This window comes from Psychrobacter sp. UBA5136, assembly GCF_002414005.1.
In the GTDB taxonomy this organism is placed as follows: Bacteria; Pseudomonadota; Gammaproteobacteria; order Pseudomonadales; family Moraxellaceae; genus Psychrobacter.
This window is the reverse complement of record NZ_DHYG01000064.1, coordinates 41,982-57,377: the sequence shown is the minus strand read 5'-3', so window position 1 is coordinate 57,377 and position 15,396 is coordinate 41,982. Positions and strand designations below refer to the sequence as shown.

Genomic DNA, 15,396 nt, shown 5'->3' with positions numbered 1-15,396 from the left:
TATTTATTTATTTATTTATTTTAAGTCCCTGTCTGCCTTTCCCTCGCTGACTTAATTAAGATACAAAAAAAGCAGGTTTCACTATAGGCGAAACCTGCAATAAAATGTGATGATATGTGATTAGTGTAAACTCTTAGTAAGTTTTGGCGGTTTTGAGTTATGGATGCACAAGCGCTCTGACAAATGGCCTTACAACTGAACCAACTTTTTGGGCTGCAAGCGGCCATTTAAACTTACCGCCCCTAAGCCAATAAACTGACCTTGCTCATCTATTAGACGAATATCTACTGGTACCTCATGAAGGGGAACGGCTTCTCTAGCTTCTTTTTTACTGGCAATATCTTGTTGCGCTGCCTTATCCTCGTCACTATCTTGCTGCTGTTTGATGGCAGTTGATATATAGTTTCGCAAATCCTCAGTCAATTGCTCAAACACATTTAAGCGTTGCCCCATGTGTACCCGGACGCACTGTTCTGCCGTTAATACCAAATCGGCGTCAAGGGCAATGCAGGCATCAACGGGCAATAAACGCGCCAAGCGCTTATCGAACGCCAACGCTTCTAAATCCGCCAAAGTAATGGCATCATCAACGCTAAAATCGCCAACTTGTAACCGTCGTAAAGCGGTCAAATGTCCCAGCGTGCCAAGTACTTTAGCAATATCTTCCGCCAATACGCGTACGTATGTCCCCTTTGAGCACGTCACCGTCAACTGGATATGCTGCTCATCGATAGCTTCTAAATCTATCGCTTTAATGACAATATCTCTTGGCGGACGATCTATCTCCACACCAGCACGAGCATATTCATACAGCTTTTTGCCATCTTTTTTTAGGGCAGAATACATCGGCGGAATTTGCTGCTGCGCCCCCAAAAACTGCTGCGCAATACTTTGCAATACTGCTTCATCGAAATGCGGAATAAGTTTTTGTGCGACAATCTGCCCATCCGCATCACCTGTATCGGTTTGGCTACCGAGTAAGATGGTTGCTTGATAGGATTTATCAGCATCGAGCTGATAATGACTAAACTTTGTCGCCTCACCCAAGCAAATAGGCAATAAACCGGTTGCCATCGGATCAAGCGTCCCGGTATGACCTGCTTTTTTGCTGTCATGCTTGGGCGACTTAAACAGATACTTCACCTTTGACACCACTTGCTGTGAGGTCATTCCTTGCGGTTTATCCACTAAAATTACGCCATTAACTTTAATTTTATCAGGCGCGTTCTTAGTTTTGCGAGGGATTTGCGTAGAAACTGTCGACATAATGGCATTTACTCGTTAATTTCTTGCTCATCAGACTCGTTTTGCTCAGTTTTGGTAACCGCCTTATTAATAAGGTCCATCATATAGTTACCACGAGCGGTGACTTCATCATAATGAAAGCGCAAACGCGGTGTGGTACGCGTTTTTAGGCTGTGGCTTAATTCGGTACGCAAAAAACCAGCAGCTTTGTTAAGGACTTTGATGCTGTCTTCATGACTGGTTTTAGTCATGGCATCGTTGAGCTCCGGCTCCATGATGGTGACGTAAATGTCAGCGTAACCCAAATCTGGGCTGACTTTGACACTCGAGATAGTGACAAAGCCTGTCAAACGCGGGTCGTTGACTTCATCACGGATAAGAACGGCAAGCTCGCGCTGAATCTGATCAGCTAAGCGTTGTAAACGTTGGTTCATGTTATTACCTTATTGTTCATACGGTTTATTTTTATTAAAAAACTACAGTTAAAAACTAATGCGCTATATTGAATGAATTTAACTACCAAAGACAGCATTTTTGCTAAAAAAGGCCTAGCAGGGTGTACCTGTTAGGCCTAAGTACAGCTAAATATAAGAAATTGTCAAGCAGCTGCTTTAGATAGTACGCGCGAACTCTTGAATTTCAAAGACTTCGATTTTATCGCCCGCTTCGACGTCGTAACCACGAACCGCTAGACCACATTCCATGCCGGTACGCACTTCATTGACGTCTTCTTTATAGCGACGTAATGATTGCAACTGACCCGTAAAGATAACTTGGTCATCGCGCAGTACACGGATAGGTTTGTTACGATAAATCGTCCCTTCAACCACCATACAACCAGCAGCGGCGCCAAACTTACTAGAACGGAATACTTCACGAACTTCTGCAACACCCAAGATTTTCTCGCGATGTTCAGGCGCAAGCATACCACTCATGGCGGCTTTGACATCATCAATCAAGCCATAGATGACGCTATAATAGCGAATATCCATGTTAGCAGTATCGGCTTTACGGCGTGCGGTGGCGTCGGCACGGACGTTAAAGCCTAGCAGAACTGCTTCACTTGATTCAGCCAATGTCACATCCGACTCAGAGATTGGGCCAACGCCTGAGCTAATCACTCTGACCTTGACTTCATCAGTCGATAGCTCATTTAAGGCAGCAAGCAACGCTTCAAGCGAGCCACGCACATCGGTTTTTAATACGATGTTTAAGAATGACACATCGCCTTGTTGCATCTGATCAAACATACTCTCTAGGCGCATGGCGTTTTGACGTTCAAGCTGGCGCTCACGCTCACGGTTACTTCTAAAGTCTGCAACTTCACGGGCTTTTTTCTCATCGGTTAAGACTAAGAATTCGCTACCCGCAGCTGGGGTTTCTGGTAAACCTAATATCTCTACAGGGATAGACGGACCAGCGGATTTGATACGCTGACCATTTTCATCGGTCATCGCACGAACTTTACCGTAGTGCTCACCGGCTAGTACCAAGTCGCCTTGTTTTAAAGTACCTTTTTTAACCAGTACACTAACGACCGGACCGCGACCTTTTTCAAGTCTTGATTCGATAACCACACCTTGCGCAGCACCATCTAACGGCGCTTCTAGCTCCATCAGCTCAGCTTGTAGACTAATAAGCTCTAATAGCTCATCAATACCTGCGCCCGTTTTGGCTGAAATGCGCGCCATCGGCGTATCGCCGCCCCACTCTTCTGAGACCACTTCTTTCGCAGTTAATTCATTGAGCACGCGATCAGGATCGGCACTTGGCTTATCCATTTTGTTGATAGCTACAATCAATGGCGTACCAGCGGCGCGAGCATGGTCAATCGCTTCTTCGGTTTGTGGCATCATACCGTCATCGGCAGCGACTACCAATACTACGATATCTGTCGCTTGGGCCCCACGTGAACGCATGGCACTAAAGGCGGCGTGACCTGGGGTATCAAGGAAGGTAATAACACCGCGATCGGTTTTCACATGATAAGCACCGATATGCTGAGTAATACCGCCTGCTTCGCCCGTTGCCACCTTCGTTTCACGGATTTTATCGAGTAATGAGGTTTTACCGTGGTCAACGTGTCCCATGATTGTGACAACTGGTGGACGCGTTTGCACGTTACTGCTACGCTCATCAACGGCATCTTGTAAATCGTCTTCGACTTTTGTATCGCTAACTGGAACAGGATTGTGTCCCATTTCTTCAACGATTAAACTTGCAGTTGCTTGATCAATGGTATCTGATTCGCGAGCAATTTCGCCCATTTTCATAAGCAGCTTGGTTACTTCGCGAGCTTTCACTGCCATACGCTGGGCGAGATCAGAAACCGTGATGTGTTCACTGATTTCGACATCGTAGGTGATTTTATCGACTGGTTTTTCAAACTTATGCTGTGATGCTTGTGTTGAGCGCAGGCCGTTTTTACGGTTTTTGATTTCACGCTCGTCTTGGTTTTTACGCCGACGACCACGCGTACCTGTGCTGTTGGCACCGCGTTTTATTTCACGGCGCTCTTTTTCAAACGACTCTTCTAGAGCGTCACCAACCAAACCTTCTGCCAATGGCTCGTCTTTACGAACTTCAGAAACTGGCTCACGGTCTGTATATTGACCTGCCATTTTACGCATTTGCTCAAGGGTACGTTTTTGTGCTTCTTCTGCTTGTTTGCGGCGGGTTTCAGCTTCGATTTCGCGTAGGCGGGCTTCTTCGATTTCACGTGCTTCGCGAGCTTTACGCTCAGCTGCGGTTTCAACTTTTGGTTTTGTCGCGGCAACTTTCTTCTTCGGCTGCTCTTTTGGCTTAACTTCTACCGCCGCTTTGCCGCCTTTTTTGACAACCACTGAGGTTGAGATATCATCATTCTTATCATCTGACTTTTTGCTCGAGCCCAAGCTTGCACGCATCGCTGCTAAGGTGGCTGCCTGACGTTCTTCCGCTTTTTTCTTAGTAGCAGCACGCTCTTCAGCTTCTTTAGCGGCACGCTCTTGCGCTTCAATCATGGCTTGTTCGCGCGCCGCCAACTCTTCGGCCATTTTTGCTGGGTCAGGCTTTTCAAATACTTTCTTTTTACGCACTTCCACATTGACGCTCTTAGATTTGCCCGAAGAGCCGGTCACGCGCGCGGTGCTAGTCGTCTTAGATTTTAGGCTAATACGACGCTTTTCTTGCTGACCATGACTTTGCTTTAAATACGTCACCAACTTCTCTTGCTCAAGCTCGGTGACTAGGTCATCCTCTGCGCGAGCAGGCAGTCCAGCATCTACCAGTTGCTGCTTTACAGCACTTGCGGTTTTGCCTACCATATCTGCCAGTTCTTTGACGGTCTTATCTGCCATTTATTATCACCTACTGTCTATTATTTGCTATATGTTCAATTCAGTTGTTGGCTACAAATGATTGGGTTAAGGCTGATATTGGTATTCAATAAACACCAGCACTTTATTATCGATAGCATATCACTAAAAGACAGCGATATGCAGTTACCGCTTATTCATTGAACCAAGATTCCCGAGCTTTCATGATGAGTTTTCCTGCGGTTTCAGAATCTAAACCTTCGATATCTTCTAGATCGAAGACGGCTTGTTCCGCCAAGTCATCCACGGTAATGATGTCTTTTTGCGCCATTTTATAAGCCCAACTGACCGTCATACCTTCAAGATCTTGCAGTTCTTGACTTGGCTCTTTCATGTTTTGTTGTTTGACCAATTCATCAGCGATGACCACTTCTTTGGCACGCTCTTGAATCATGTCGATCGCTTCGTCGTCTAGTCCTTCGATGTCATAAAAGGTTTCGACGGGTACATAAGCGACTTCTTCAATACTGGTGAAACCAATATCGACAAGTGCTTGCGCTAAGTCTCTATCGACTTCTAAGCGCTCATAAAATAATTCGATAAAGGCTTTGCTTTCATTTTCTTGACGCTGTTGATACTCTTCTTCGAGCATCATATTGAGCTTATAACCGGTTAATTCAGAGGCTAAGCGGACGTTTTGCCCTTGTGAACCAATCGCGCGCGCCAACTGATCATTGGTGCTAAAGATGATATCGGCCGTTTGGGTGTCTTCATCAAGGATGATACTACTGACGTCAGCTGGCTCTAAAGCGCTGATGATAAATTGGGCAGGATCATCTGACCACACCACCACATCAATGCGCTCGCCATCAAGCTCTTGCTGGACTGCTTGAATACGCGTACCACGCATACCAATACAAGCGCCAACTGGATCAATACGGTGATCGTTGGTTTTAACCGCTATTTTAGCACGGGTGCCCGGCAAGCGCGCGACGTTGCGAATCTCGATGATTTGCTCTGCAATCTCAGGCACTTCTTTTTGCATCAATGCCGAGAGCATTTCAGGATGCGTGCGCGATAATAGTAACTGTGCGCCGCGGTTTTCACGGTTGACATGATATAAAATGGCATTGATACGCGATTTTGGACGTAATTGCTCACGTGGCAGCATCTGATCACGTGATAAGTAGCCTTCAGCATTGTCACCCAAATCGATGATATAACCATCGCGAGTTTGTTTTTTAACTTCGCCGTACATCATCTCGCCAATACGCGGCTCAAAGGCGTCAGCTACAAGTGCGCGTTCCGCTTCACGGATTTTTTGAATGATGACTTGCTTGGCTTGTGTCGCAGCAATACGGCCAAATTCAATCGATTCAATCTGCTCTTCTTTAATATCACCAATCGACCACTCGTCTTGGTCAAGATCCGTAATCGCCAGCTGACACGCAGGCATCTCATGGTCTTCATCTGCCACCACGGTCCAGTAACGATAGGTATCATAATCGCCCGTGGCACGGTCAATAGCTACCCGCACTGCGACTTCTGGCTGATCGGTATAGACTTTTTTCTTCGTGGATACCACCAAAGCATCTTCGATGGCTTCAAAGATGTCTTCAGGATTTAAGCCCTTTTCATTACTGACAGTTTCTACTACCGTTAAGATTTCACGACTCATGCTATACCTGTCCTATCGTTTTATAATTGACTTAAACTTTATCGTTAGTGTGTTGACGTTATATTTTCACCGTAAGCCATAAGCTGTTTGGAGAGTAAAATACGAATTTTAATGAACCCATTTATAAAAAAGCCATTTTAAATTTAGGCTTCTTCATAAATCAAGTTAGCTTTATCAATATTGCTTAATGCAATCTCAAACTGCTCACCATCGCTGGTGGTCAGTTTTAAAGACGTATCATCAATACTGTCTAAAGTTCCTGTTACCTTGCGGCGCTTTTTATCGCCTGCGCCGATTGCTTGGATCAAACGCAAGCTGACTGTCTGACCCACATAATCACGCATCTGCTCATCTGAGAAAAATGCACGGTCAAAACCTGGTGACGACACTTCTAAGATGTATTCGCCGGCAATAGGATCATGAACCTCAAGAACACCACTTACTTGATGATTCACCGCTGCACAGTCCTCGATTGTTACCTGTTTATCTTGGGCTTGATCTTCTGGCAACGCCTCAATATAAATACGAAGTAGCGAGCGACGGCCTTGGGGCGCAAACTCGATGCCCCATAGCGCCACATCACAAGCAGCTACCGCAGGAGCAATGATATTGGTCAGTTCTGTAACCTTGGTCGAAAGTTTCATAATCTATTTATCTTTTCCTATTTACGCATCTATCGTACTGAGTAAACTGTGTTTGATTTTATGCCGCAAAGCTTACATTAAAAAGCTTATGTTATTAGTGCTTTACTAAATGCTGTCTAATGACGCCAACATTGTTATGCTACGCTTAGTTATTCTATGCTTAACCCATAAACACGCCGCTATATATACCACATATACCACGCATTTTATGTTTCGTGCTTTATATAAGGATGAGCATAGAAAACATCAAGCTCAACCACGCCGTGCTTTTATTATTCATAAAGCAGAACCTGCGAAAAAGCGTGAGGAATAAAGGATAGCGTACTTACCAAACATCGCGCCGGTCACGGCAGATAATGAAGGGTAATGAATAGCATCGCACTCTATAGAGATAGAGCTTAGCATAAGTAGGATAGATATCGCGATAATACAGAACATCAGATACAAAAAAACCCACAAACATAATGGTGGGCTAATCGTTACTGACAAATTTAGTGTACAAAACATCAGTATAAAAAGTGGTAGCGGGGGCTGGATTTGAACCAACGACCTTCGGGTTATGAGCCCGACGAGCTACCAGACTGCTCCACCCCGCATCAATCTAGAACGCATATTATAGAGAGGTTTTATAGAAGTGTCAATAATTATTTTAGATAAAGCCGAATTAAGTATTGGCGACGATAAATCCAATCTGCTATAACGTTTAACTATAGTATCTTAACTACAGCAACGTTCAGGTCTAACATCGTACAGATAAAACTTGGTGCGATTGGGGGGACTTGAACCCCCACAGCTTGCGCCACCACCCCCTCAAGATGGCGTGTCTACCAATTCCACCACAATCGCATTTTCTCAACACTCTGTTTTTAGTCTTTAACCCATCATTGTAGATGCTTAAGGAGAGCATCAAAGGTTAAGGACTGCTAAAACAGGGAAGCATTGTAAATCTAACGCCTTAAAATAGCAAGTACTGCCTGCATCAAAAGACCATCATTAAGATGGTTATTAACAATTTATACCGACATAACTACTGAGGATTTTGCGTCAACGGGCGCGGTGTTTGCGGTGCTGACACTGGCGCATCTAAACGAAACTGGTCTTCCGCCTGTTTACGCGCATGCACGGCGAGCGTCATACTGGTGATAAAAAATATGGCTGTCAACACCGCCGTTGCTCGCGTCAAAAAGTTTGCTGTTCCTGCCGCGCCAAATACGGTGCCCGATGCGCCAGCCCCAAAAGAAGCCCCAGCGTCTGCCCCTTTCCCATGCTGTATCAAAATCAAGCCAATCATGGCAATCGCCACGATAATGTGCAGGGCTAATATAAACGTAAACATGGTGGCCTCTTTTGCCGCGTAATGACGACTGATAACGGAAAATAAAACGTAAAAGTTGATAATAAAAATGATTGACGTTTAACGATTGACATCTAATAGCGCTAAAAACACCAAATCGGTTATATAAATAAGGCGCATTGTACACGATTGCAAGGGCACTGTTAAAGCCACTTTTGCCAACTGCTAAAGACATTTTTTGCATAAGGTAGCCATTTAGCACTTCTTAAACCGCTGTTTTATTTGATTTTATTAAGCCATAGCGCGGCTAAAGGCATGAGCAATGGCTAAAAAGCTTTCTGCTTTTAACGATGCACCGCCAACCAATGCGCCGTCAATCATAGAATCGGCAGCAAAACTATCGGCATTATCGGCATTGACACTACCACCATATAAAACAGTCATGTTGTCTAATTCGCTATTAAAACCTGTCAGCGTTTGCTTAATATGTTGATGGGTCGCACTTACTTCAGCTACGGTTGGCACTTTCCCCGTGCCAATTGCCCAAACTGGCTCATAAGCGATGATTAAACGCGCCGACAAGTCTTTAGCAAGTTTGGGATTTTGCGCAAGTAAATCTTTGATAACCGATAATTGAACATCAATAACCGCAAGCGTTTCTTTGGCATCGTACTGCGCTTGGGTTTCGCCAATACAAAATACCACGCCTAGGTTTTGCGCGAGGGCGTGAGTCATTTTTTGCAATAGGCAGTCGTGAGATTCTTGATGGTACTGGCGGCGCTCGGAGTGGCCCAGTATCGTCCATGTTGCGCCCGCATCAGCAATTTGCTGCGCTGAACAATCTCCGGTATAAGCGCCGGTGCTGGCACTATACGCGCTGATATCTTGCGCAGCGCTAAGTACCGAGCTGCCCTTTAGACGGTCACTAACAGCGGCGATATGAATACAACTTGGGGCGACCATGAGCTGACAGCCAGCAGCATCAGAGCCTTGTTTTTCGCTAACAGCAGATAATAAGTCATCTAATAGCGCATTGACGTCATGGCTCGTTGCTGGATTCTGCTTCCAATTTCCAATTACCCAAGCTTGCATACTATATACCTTATCTTATGTGTTGCTGCCAATATGGCTTATATGCGCGCAAGTATAACAAATATTTCCTAAGTGCTATAGTCCGTTGCTATAGTATGAGGCGCTCAGAGTTGGAACCGATTTTGCATAAACTGATTTTAAATAAGAATTGTCAAACTGACGTTTTTTGTAGATTAGCAATCTTATACGCTCTATAAAGTCTTTTAACTTAAGTAAATTCCTATATCATTGTTCTCATGGTAAATAAAACTATAGCAATCAAGCATTTGTTTTTTAACATAACTAATTTTAAATCAGCACATTAATTGTCGGTTATAAATAAGCCATTAGCATTATACATATAAGTGCTTTGGTTTCGGTAAAAACATAGCCCATTTAGTATCAAGCATAGAGAGGTTTTAATGTCTATCACAGCCAGTAAATACGGCGGTTTAGCGCAGCAGTTGATTAGCGAAGGTATTGTGAGCGAAGCGCATATGAAAACCGCACAAACGGAGTCGCAGCAGCAGCAAATAGGGTTGGTACCTTATTTGGTTGAAAATAAACTGGCCGATGCTTATCAAGTGGCGCAGATGTTGTCGCAAGCGTTTGGCGACCCCTTGTTTGATCTCGATGCACTAAGCACAGATGTGATTCCAAAAGATTTGGTCGATGAAAAAATCGTGCGTAAGTTTAATGCTTTGCCGCTCTTTAAGCGCGGTCAACGCTTATTTGTGGCGCTCAGTGACCCGACACGTATTGACGCCATCGATGCCATTGCCTTTAACTCGCGCCTGTCTATTGAAACCGTCGTCGTTGAAGAAGATAAGCTCAAAAAGCGTATTGACAATCTATACGCTGATACCATGCAAAGTTTTGATAGCTTTTCTGATAGCGATTTAAATGTCGGCTTTAACGAAAGCGAAGACGAGGACGGTGAAACCAAGCTTAGCGACGGCGTTGATGAAGCGCCCGTAGTAAAATTTGTCAATAAAATGTTGGTTGATGCTATTCGTATGGGCGCGTCGGATTTGCATTTTGAACCCTATGAGAAAACCTATCGTGTGCGTTTCCGTGTCGATGGTGTCATGCAAAAAATGGCCAGTCCGCCAGTACAACTTGCAGGGAAAATTGCCGCACGTCTAAAAGTCATGTCGCAAATGGACATCTCCGAGCGCCGTATACCGCAGGATGGCCGTATTAAGCTTAAAATCTCTAAAGATAAAGCCATTGATTTCCGGGTAAACTCCCTACCTACCTTATTTGGCGAAAAGCTGGTGTTACGTATCTTGGACCCCTCATCAGCCATGCTCGGTATTGAAGCACTAGGCTACGAGCCCGACCAAAAGGAGATGTTTTTAGAGGCATTACATAAACCGCAAGGCATGCTACTTATTACCGGTCCGACAGGCTCTGGTAAAACCGTATCGCTTTATACTGGTATTAATATTTTAAATACCGGCGAAACCAATATCTCAACGGCAGAAGACCCAGTCGAGATTAACCTTGAAGGCATCAATCAGGTCAACGTCAACCCGAAAGTTGGTTTAACCTTTGCCAATGCGCTCAAATCATTCTTACGTCAAGATCCTGATATCGTCATGGTCGGTGAGATTCGCGACCTTGAAACAGCCGAGATTGCCATTAAAGCTGCCCAAACCGGACATATGGTGCTCTCTACCCTGCATACCAACTCCGCCCCTGAAACCTTAACGCGTCTGCGCAATATGGGTGTGGCGTCCTTTAATATTGCAACATCAGTAAACTTGGTTATCGCCCAGCGATTGGCAAGACGCTTGTGTAAAAACTGTAAAAAACCAATCAATATCCCGCGCCAAAGTCTGCTTGAGCTTGGCTTTACCGATGCTGATTTAGACAATCCGGACAATATCATTTATGAGCCTATTGGCTGCAATGAGTGCCGTGAAGGTTATAAGGGACGTGTGGGTATTTATGAAGTGATGAAAGTCAGCCCCGATATCTCACGCATTATCATGGAAGACGGTAACGCCATAGATATCAAAGATGCGGCGCTTAAAAACGGCTTTAGAGATTTACGCCGCTCAGGTATTTTAAAGGTGTTACAAGGGGTAACCAGTATTCAAGAGATGATGCGCGTGACCTCTGAATAGCTGTTATCAGCAAATAAAGATGATTTTATACTAATCTTAAACGTATACTTTTATAAACCAGCAATGTTAACTAACAGATATATTTAAATTTAAAACAGATATATACTGGCTTTTTACGCTAAAATGAAGTATATCGGCGCTAAACAATAAATTTGGCCTGCGTTTGTAGGTTTGCAATATCTTTATTAGATAAAATTGTGAGGGTATCAACATGGCAAAAGCCAAAACCGACATGCTATTAGATTTTGTCTATGATGGAGTGAACCGGCGCGGACAAAAGGTCAAAGGCGAAACCACCAGCCGGAGCTTGGAGCTGGCAAAAGCCACCTTGCGCAAACAAGGTATCACCGTTAAAAGTATCAAGAAAAAGCCCAAACCTTTATATACCTTTAAAAAGTCTATCAAGCCGATTGATATTGCTATTTTTGCGCGCCAGTTGGCAACCATGATGAAAGCGGGCGTACCGTTGACGCAGTCCTTTGAGATTGTTGCTGATTCTCTTGATAACCCCAGTATGAAAGACTTGGTGTTGCAAATAAAGGCTGATATTGAAGCGGGCGGCACTTTTGCGTCGGCTTTGCGTAAACATCCGCGCTACTTTGATGATCTTTTTTGTTCACTTGTCGACTCTGGTGAGCAGTCTGGTGCGTTAGAGACCATGCTAGAGCGTGTTGCTACCTATAAAGAAAAAAGTGAGCTATTAAAAGCTAAAATCAAAAAGGCGATGAAATATCCGATCGCGGTTATCGTCGTTGCCATTATTGTGACCATCATCCTACTGGTCAAAGTCGTTCCTGTATTTGCTGACTTATTTGGCTCTTTTGGTGCTGAGCTACCTGCCTTTACCCAAATGGTGGTAGGGATGTCAGAGTGGATGCAATCGTGGTGGTTTATATTACTTATTATTATCGGCGGCGCCATCATTGGCTTTTCAGAAGCCAAAAAACGCTCTAAGAAATTTCGCGACTTTTTAGATCGTGCGGCCTTAAAAGCGCCAATATTTGGCAATATTGCTTATCAAGCGGTTATTGCGCGTTTTGCGCGTACACTATCGACCACCTTTGCTGCTGGTGTACCGCTGATTGACGCTTTAGATTCTACGGCTGGGGCGGCAAATAACGTGGTGTTTTATAATGCCATTCAGCAAATAAAAAACGATGTCTCAACCGGCCAGCAATTGCAATTTTCGATACGCTCAACCAACCTATTTCCAAGTATGGCCATTCAAATGGTTGGTATTGGTGAAGAGTCAGGTAGCTTAGAAGAAATGCTCGATAAAGTTGCTGTTTATTACGAAAACGAGGTCGACAATGCCGTTGATGGTTTGACCAGTTTAATGGAGCCATTGATTATGGCAGTACTCGGGGTATTGGTCGGCGGCTTAGTCATTGCCATGTATTTGCCAATCTTCCAAATGGGCTCAGTGGTAGGCTAAAAGCGACTACAAGGACAGCAACTACATGCAATTTATACCGTTATTACAAGAAAATATGGCGCTTGCTTTAATTACTTTTGCTTTATTAGGCCTTTGTGTTGGCAGTTTTTTAAATGTCGTGATTCATCGTACGCCGCTTATGATGCTAGCAGCGTGGCGGCAAGAATGTAGCCAGTTTATGACCGAGCAAGCAGACATGCCGCGTGAACATACACTGCCCTTGGCAAACACTGTCGCTGCGGACACCCCTATCACGCTAAGCTCACCGGCTTCTCGCTGTCCTCATTGTGCTCATAAAATAAAGTGGTATGAAAATATTCCTTTAGTCAGCTGGCTGGTTTTACGTGGGCGCTGCTCAGATTGTAAGGCGGCTATTGGACTGCGTTATCCTATCGTTGAGTTGGCGTCCGCCCTACTATCTATGCTGGTCATTTATCAGTTTGGCGTCAGCGCTGCGGGATTATCAGCATTGGTTTTGATCTGGACACTAATTGCCTTAACAGGAATTGATTTTGATACCCAGCTACTGCCCGACCGTCTTACATTTCCTTTAGCAGGCCTAGGCTTAGCGGTAAACTCGCAAGGCTGGTTTGTCTCCCCTACTCAGTCTATTTGGGGATTATTACTTGGCTTTTTATCTTTGTGGGTGGTAGTAAAAATCTTTTATCTCATCACAAAAAAACACGGTATGGGGCAAGGCGACTTTAAATTACTGGCCGTGTTAGGCGCGTGGCTTGGCCCTATGATGTTGCCGTTAATTATCTTATTATCGTCTCTACTTGGTTCCATCGTTGGGCTTATTTTGATGAAAAAACAAGGGGAAAGTCGCCCCTTTGCCTTTGGTCCTTATATCGCTATTGCCGGTATCATCGCTTTACTATACGGCCCAGATATCGTTAATTGGTACCTGGAAATGTATGCCTAACGAGCTATACTGACGCAAGTAGACGCGCAATTTCTCAAAAGATGGTCTTTAACCTGCTAGAATATGCTACTGGTCTGTTCGGCCATCCCTCTTCTATCGGTTAAATAAGTCATTATTATGTCAAATTATGCCTCATCTTCATCTTATCCCTATCAGCCACAATCGCCCCAAACCAAAAGCAAGACGTTAGTCGTCGGCTTGACGGGCGGAATCGGCAGTGGCAAGTCGGCAGCAAGCGATTGGTTCGCGCAGCAAGGGATTGATATTATTGATGCGGATGTGATTGCTCATCAAGTGGTCGCTAAAGGCAGCGCCACTTTACGCAAAATCAAAAGAAAATTTGGTGATTGGGTGTTAAATGCTGCTGGTGAAATGGATCGCGCTGCTGTGCGCACCCACGTTTTTACCCATCCTGAAGCTTTAATTGAACTTGAGGCCATCACCCATCCAGCGATACGTGAAGCGGCAAAACTGCAATTAGCAGCCAGTACGTCGCCTTATGTGGTGCTATCAGCGCCCCTGCTAATCGAAGCTGCAGAAGCAGGGCTGGCCAATTTATGCCAGCGTATATTGGTGATAGATGCCACCGAGGAAACCCAGCTTGCGCGCGCCAGCCAGCGTGATGAGCAAAGCGTGCAAAAGATTAAAGCCATCATGATTAATCAGCTTAGCCGCGAAGAGCGCAATCGTCATGCAGATGATGTAATATTTAACGAGAGCGATCTTGCGGCGCTATATTTACAACTTGAGCCGTTACACCAAAACTACCTTACGCTTGCCCAGCAGCTAAAGTTCGCTGCCGATTAATCTCATAGAGCGCCATACCGGTCGCCACACTCACATTTAAGCTTTGCAAGTTACCATGCTCGTTGCCTGACATCGGGATATAAACCAGCTCATCGCAGCTCTCCATCGTCAGGCGGCGCATACCCTCGCCCTCAGAGCCCATAATAATCGCGGTTTTGCCCGTTAAATCGGCCGCATGAATGGGCTTAGCATCTGCATTTAACGCCGTACCAAAAACAAACACGCCGGCGTCTTTAATTTTTTCTAGCGTACGAGCTAGATTGGTTACGCTAACAATAGGCATCATCTCCGCCGCCCCGACTGATACTTTGGCCACGGTTGGCGTTAAGCTTGCCGCATGGTGTTTTGGACAAATGATTGCATCAACGCCCATGGCCACGGCGGTACGCAAACAAGCGCCAAAATTATGCGCATCGGTAATTTGATCGAGCACCAATAATAAGCATTGCTCACGACCAGCAATGGTATCAAGCAACCCCTCATCGGCGAAACCTAACGGACGCGCGTTCAGTACCACACCTTGATGCTGCGGACTGCCGCACAGCTGGGTGAGCTTGTCTTTTTGTGTTGGTTGAATACTAATACCATTATCACGTGCTTGCGCCATAATCGCTTGTACGTGACTGTCGCTCTCCCGTCCTTGCTGGACAAATAAGCTGAGTCCATCAAGCGCACGGTGTTCGAGTAAGGCTTCAATCGCATGAATGCCATAAAAATAGCTGGGTTTTGCCATAGGGAATCTACAATATAAAAGTGGTATCGCGTACGGCGATAAAAAATAGGAAATATAGTCAGTCCTAAATAAAATCAGTACAAGTATTATAACGCGCTACTGGTTTTAATTTTGCGCAGCCTCTGTCTGCGTAGGC

The 15,396-nt window shown here is 44.9% G+C and carries 12 protein-coding genes and 2 tRNA genes; 4 read left to right on the top strand and 10 right to left on the bottom strand.

The window, feature by feature from the left end; translation table 11 throughout:
- Window positions 1-189 precede the first annotated feature (189 nt).
- The 9 genes from truB to tpiA form a co-directional block, all read right to left on the bottom strand.
- Entirely contained in the window at window positions 190-1,266 is a 1,077-nt protein-coding gene (gene truB / locus B4240_RS10460) for a tRNA pseudouridine(55) synthase TruB (protein WP_296239008.1), read from the bottom strand.
- 8 nt (window positions 1,267-1,274) lie between these two features.
- Window positions 1,275-1,679: a ribosome-binding factor A gene (locus B4240_RS10455; protein ID WP_296239006.1), complete on the bottom strand. Its 405-nt coding sequence runs from the start codon at window positions 1,677-1,679 to the stop codon at window positions 1,275-1,277.
- A gap of 177 nt (window positions 1,680-1,856) precedes the next feature.
- Window positions 1,857-4,583: a translation initiation factor IF-2 gene (gene infB / locus B4240_RS10450; RefSeq protein ID WP_296239005.1), complete on the bottom strand. Its 2,727-nt coding sequence runs from the start codon at window positions 4,581-4,583 to the stop codon at window positions 1,857-1,859.
- A gap of 151 nt (window positions 4,584-4,734) precedes the next feature.
- Complete coding sequence (gene nusA, locus B4240_RS10445; RefSeq protein WP_296239004.1) at window positions 4,735-6,219, bottom strand: transcription termination factor NusA; 1,485 nt, start codon at window positions 6,217-6,219, stop codon at window positions 4,735-4,737.
- Between the two features lie 143 nt (window positions 6,220-6,362).
- Window positions 6,363-6,863 (bottom strand): ribosome maturation factor RimP, encoded by a 501-nt coding sequence (gene rimP / locus B4240_RS10440; protein ID WP_296239001.1) that lies wholly within the window; start codon window positions 6,861-6,863, stop codon window positions 6,363-6,365.
- Between the two features lie 519 nt (window positions 6,864-7,382).
- A tRNA-Met gene (locus tag B4240_RS10435) sits at window positions 7,383-7,459 on the bottom strand.
- 165 nt (window positions 7,460-7,624) lie between these two features.
- A tRNA-Leu gene (locus tag B4240_RS10430) sits at window positions 7,625-7,709 on the bottom strand.
- A 181-nt stretch (window positions 7,710-7,890) separates the two neighbouring features.
- Complete coding sequence (secG, locus tag B4240_RS10425; RefSeq protein ID WP_296239000.1) at window positions 7,891-8,199, bottom strand: preprotein translocase subunit SecG; 309 nt, start codon at window positions 8,197-8,199, stop codon at window positions 7,891-7,893.
- Window positions 8,200-8,448: 249 nt separating this feature from the next.
- The gene (gene tpiA, locus B4240_RS10420) at window positions 8,449-9,249 is read right to left on the bottom strand and encodes a triose-phosphate isomerase (RefSeq protein WP_296238999.1); all 801 of its coding nucleotides are present in this window, start codon (window positions 9,247-9,249) and stop codon (window positions 8,449-8,451) included.
- A gap of 401 nt (window positions 9,250-9,650) precedes the next feature.
- Here tpiA and pilB point away from each other — a divergent pair, with 401 nt between their 5' ends.
- From pilB to coaE, 4 genes are all read left to right on the top strand, one after another.
- A complete protein-coding gene (gene pilB / locus B4240_RS10415; protein WP_296238997.1) occupies window positions 9,651-11,360 on the top strand; it encodes a type IV-A pilus assembly ATPase PilB in 1,710 nt (569 codons plus the stop codon).
- 211 nt (window positions 11,361-11,571) lie between these two features.
- Window positions 11,572-12,795, top strand: a complete 1,224-nt coding sequence (locus tag B4240_RS10410; RefSeq protein WP_296238995.1) for a type II secretion system F family protein — start codon at window positions 11,572-11,574, stop codon at window positions 12,793-12,795.
- 25 nt (window positions 12,796-12,820) lie between these two features.
- Window positions 12,821-13,720, top strand: coding sequence for a prepilin peptidase (locus tag B4240_RS10405; RefSeq protein WP_296238993.1), 900 nt, complete (start codon window positions 12,821-12,823; stop codon window positions 13,718-13,720).
- A gap of 117 nt (window positions 13,721-13,837) precedes the next feature.
- Window positions 13,838-14,527, top strand: coding sequence for a dephospho-CoA kinase (gene coaE / locus B4240_RS10400; protein WP_296238991.1), 690 nt, complete (start codon window positions 13,838-13,840; stop codon window positions 14,525-14,527).
- Here the strand turns inward: coaE and rlmB are convergent.
- The gene (rlmB, locus tag B4240_RS10395) at window positions 14,490-15,260 is read right to left on the bottom strand and encodes a 23S rRNA (guanosine(2251)-2'-O)-methyltransferase RlmB (RefSeq protein WP_296238989.1); all 771 of its coding nucleotides are present in this window, start codon (window positions 15,258-15,260) and stop codon (window positions 14,490-14,492) included. The two genes, coaE and rlmB, sit on opposite strands and share 38 nt — an antisense overlap.
- Window positions 15,261-15,396: the final 136 nt, after the last annotated feature.

Coding starts and splice junctions, on each gene's coding strand:
- truB (WP_296239008.1), bottom strand. CDS start 1,266: ATGTCGACAGTTTCTACGCAAATCCCTCGCAAAACTAAGAACGCGCCT.
- B4240_RS10455 (WP_296239006.1), bottom strand. CDS start 1,679: ATGAACCAACGTTTACAACGCTTAGCTGATCAGATTCAGCGCGAGCTT.
- infB (WP_296239005.1), bottom strand. CDS start 4,583: ATGGCAGATAAGACCGTCAAAGAACTGGCAGATATGGTAGGCAAAACC.
- nusA (WP_296239004.1), bottom strand. CDS start 6,219: ATGAGTCGTGAAATCTTAACGGTAGTAGAAACTGTCAGTAATGAAAAG.
- rimP (WP_296239001.1), bottom strand. CDS start 6,863: ATGAAACTTTCGACCAAGGTTACAGAACTGACCAATATCATTGCTCCT.
- secG (WP_296239000.1), bottom strand. CDS start 8,199: ATGTTTACGTTTATATTAGCCCTGCACATTATCGTGGCGATTGCCATG.
- tpiA (WP_296238999.1), bottom strand. CDS start 9,249: ATGCAAGCTTGGGTAATTGGAAATTGGAAGCAGAATCCAGCAACGAGC.
- pilB (WP_296238997.1), top strand. CDS start 9,651: ATGTCTATCACAGCCAGTAAATACGGCGGTTTAGCGCAGCAGTTGATT.
- B4240_RS10410 (WP_296238995.1), top strand. CDS start 11,572: ATGGCAAAAGCCAAAACCGACATGCTATTAGATTTTGTCTATGATGGA.
- B4240_RS10405 (WP_296238993.1), top strand. CDS start 12,821: ATGCAATTTATACCGTTATTACAAGAAAATATGGCGCTTGCTTTAATT.
- coaE (WP_296238991.1), top strand. CDS start 13,838: ATGTCAAATTATGCCTCATCTTCATCTTATCCCTATCAGCCACAATCG.
- rlmB (WP_296238989.1), bottom strand. CDS start 15,260: ATGGCAAAACCCAGCTATTTTTATGGCATTCATGCGATTGAAGCCTTA.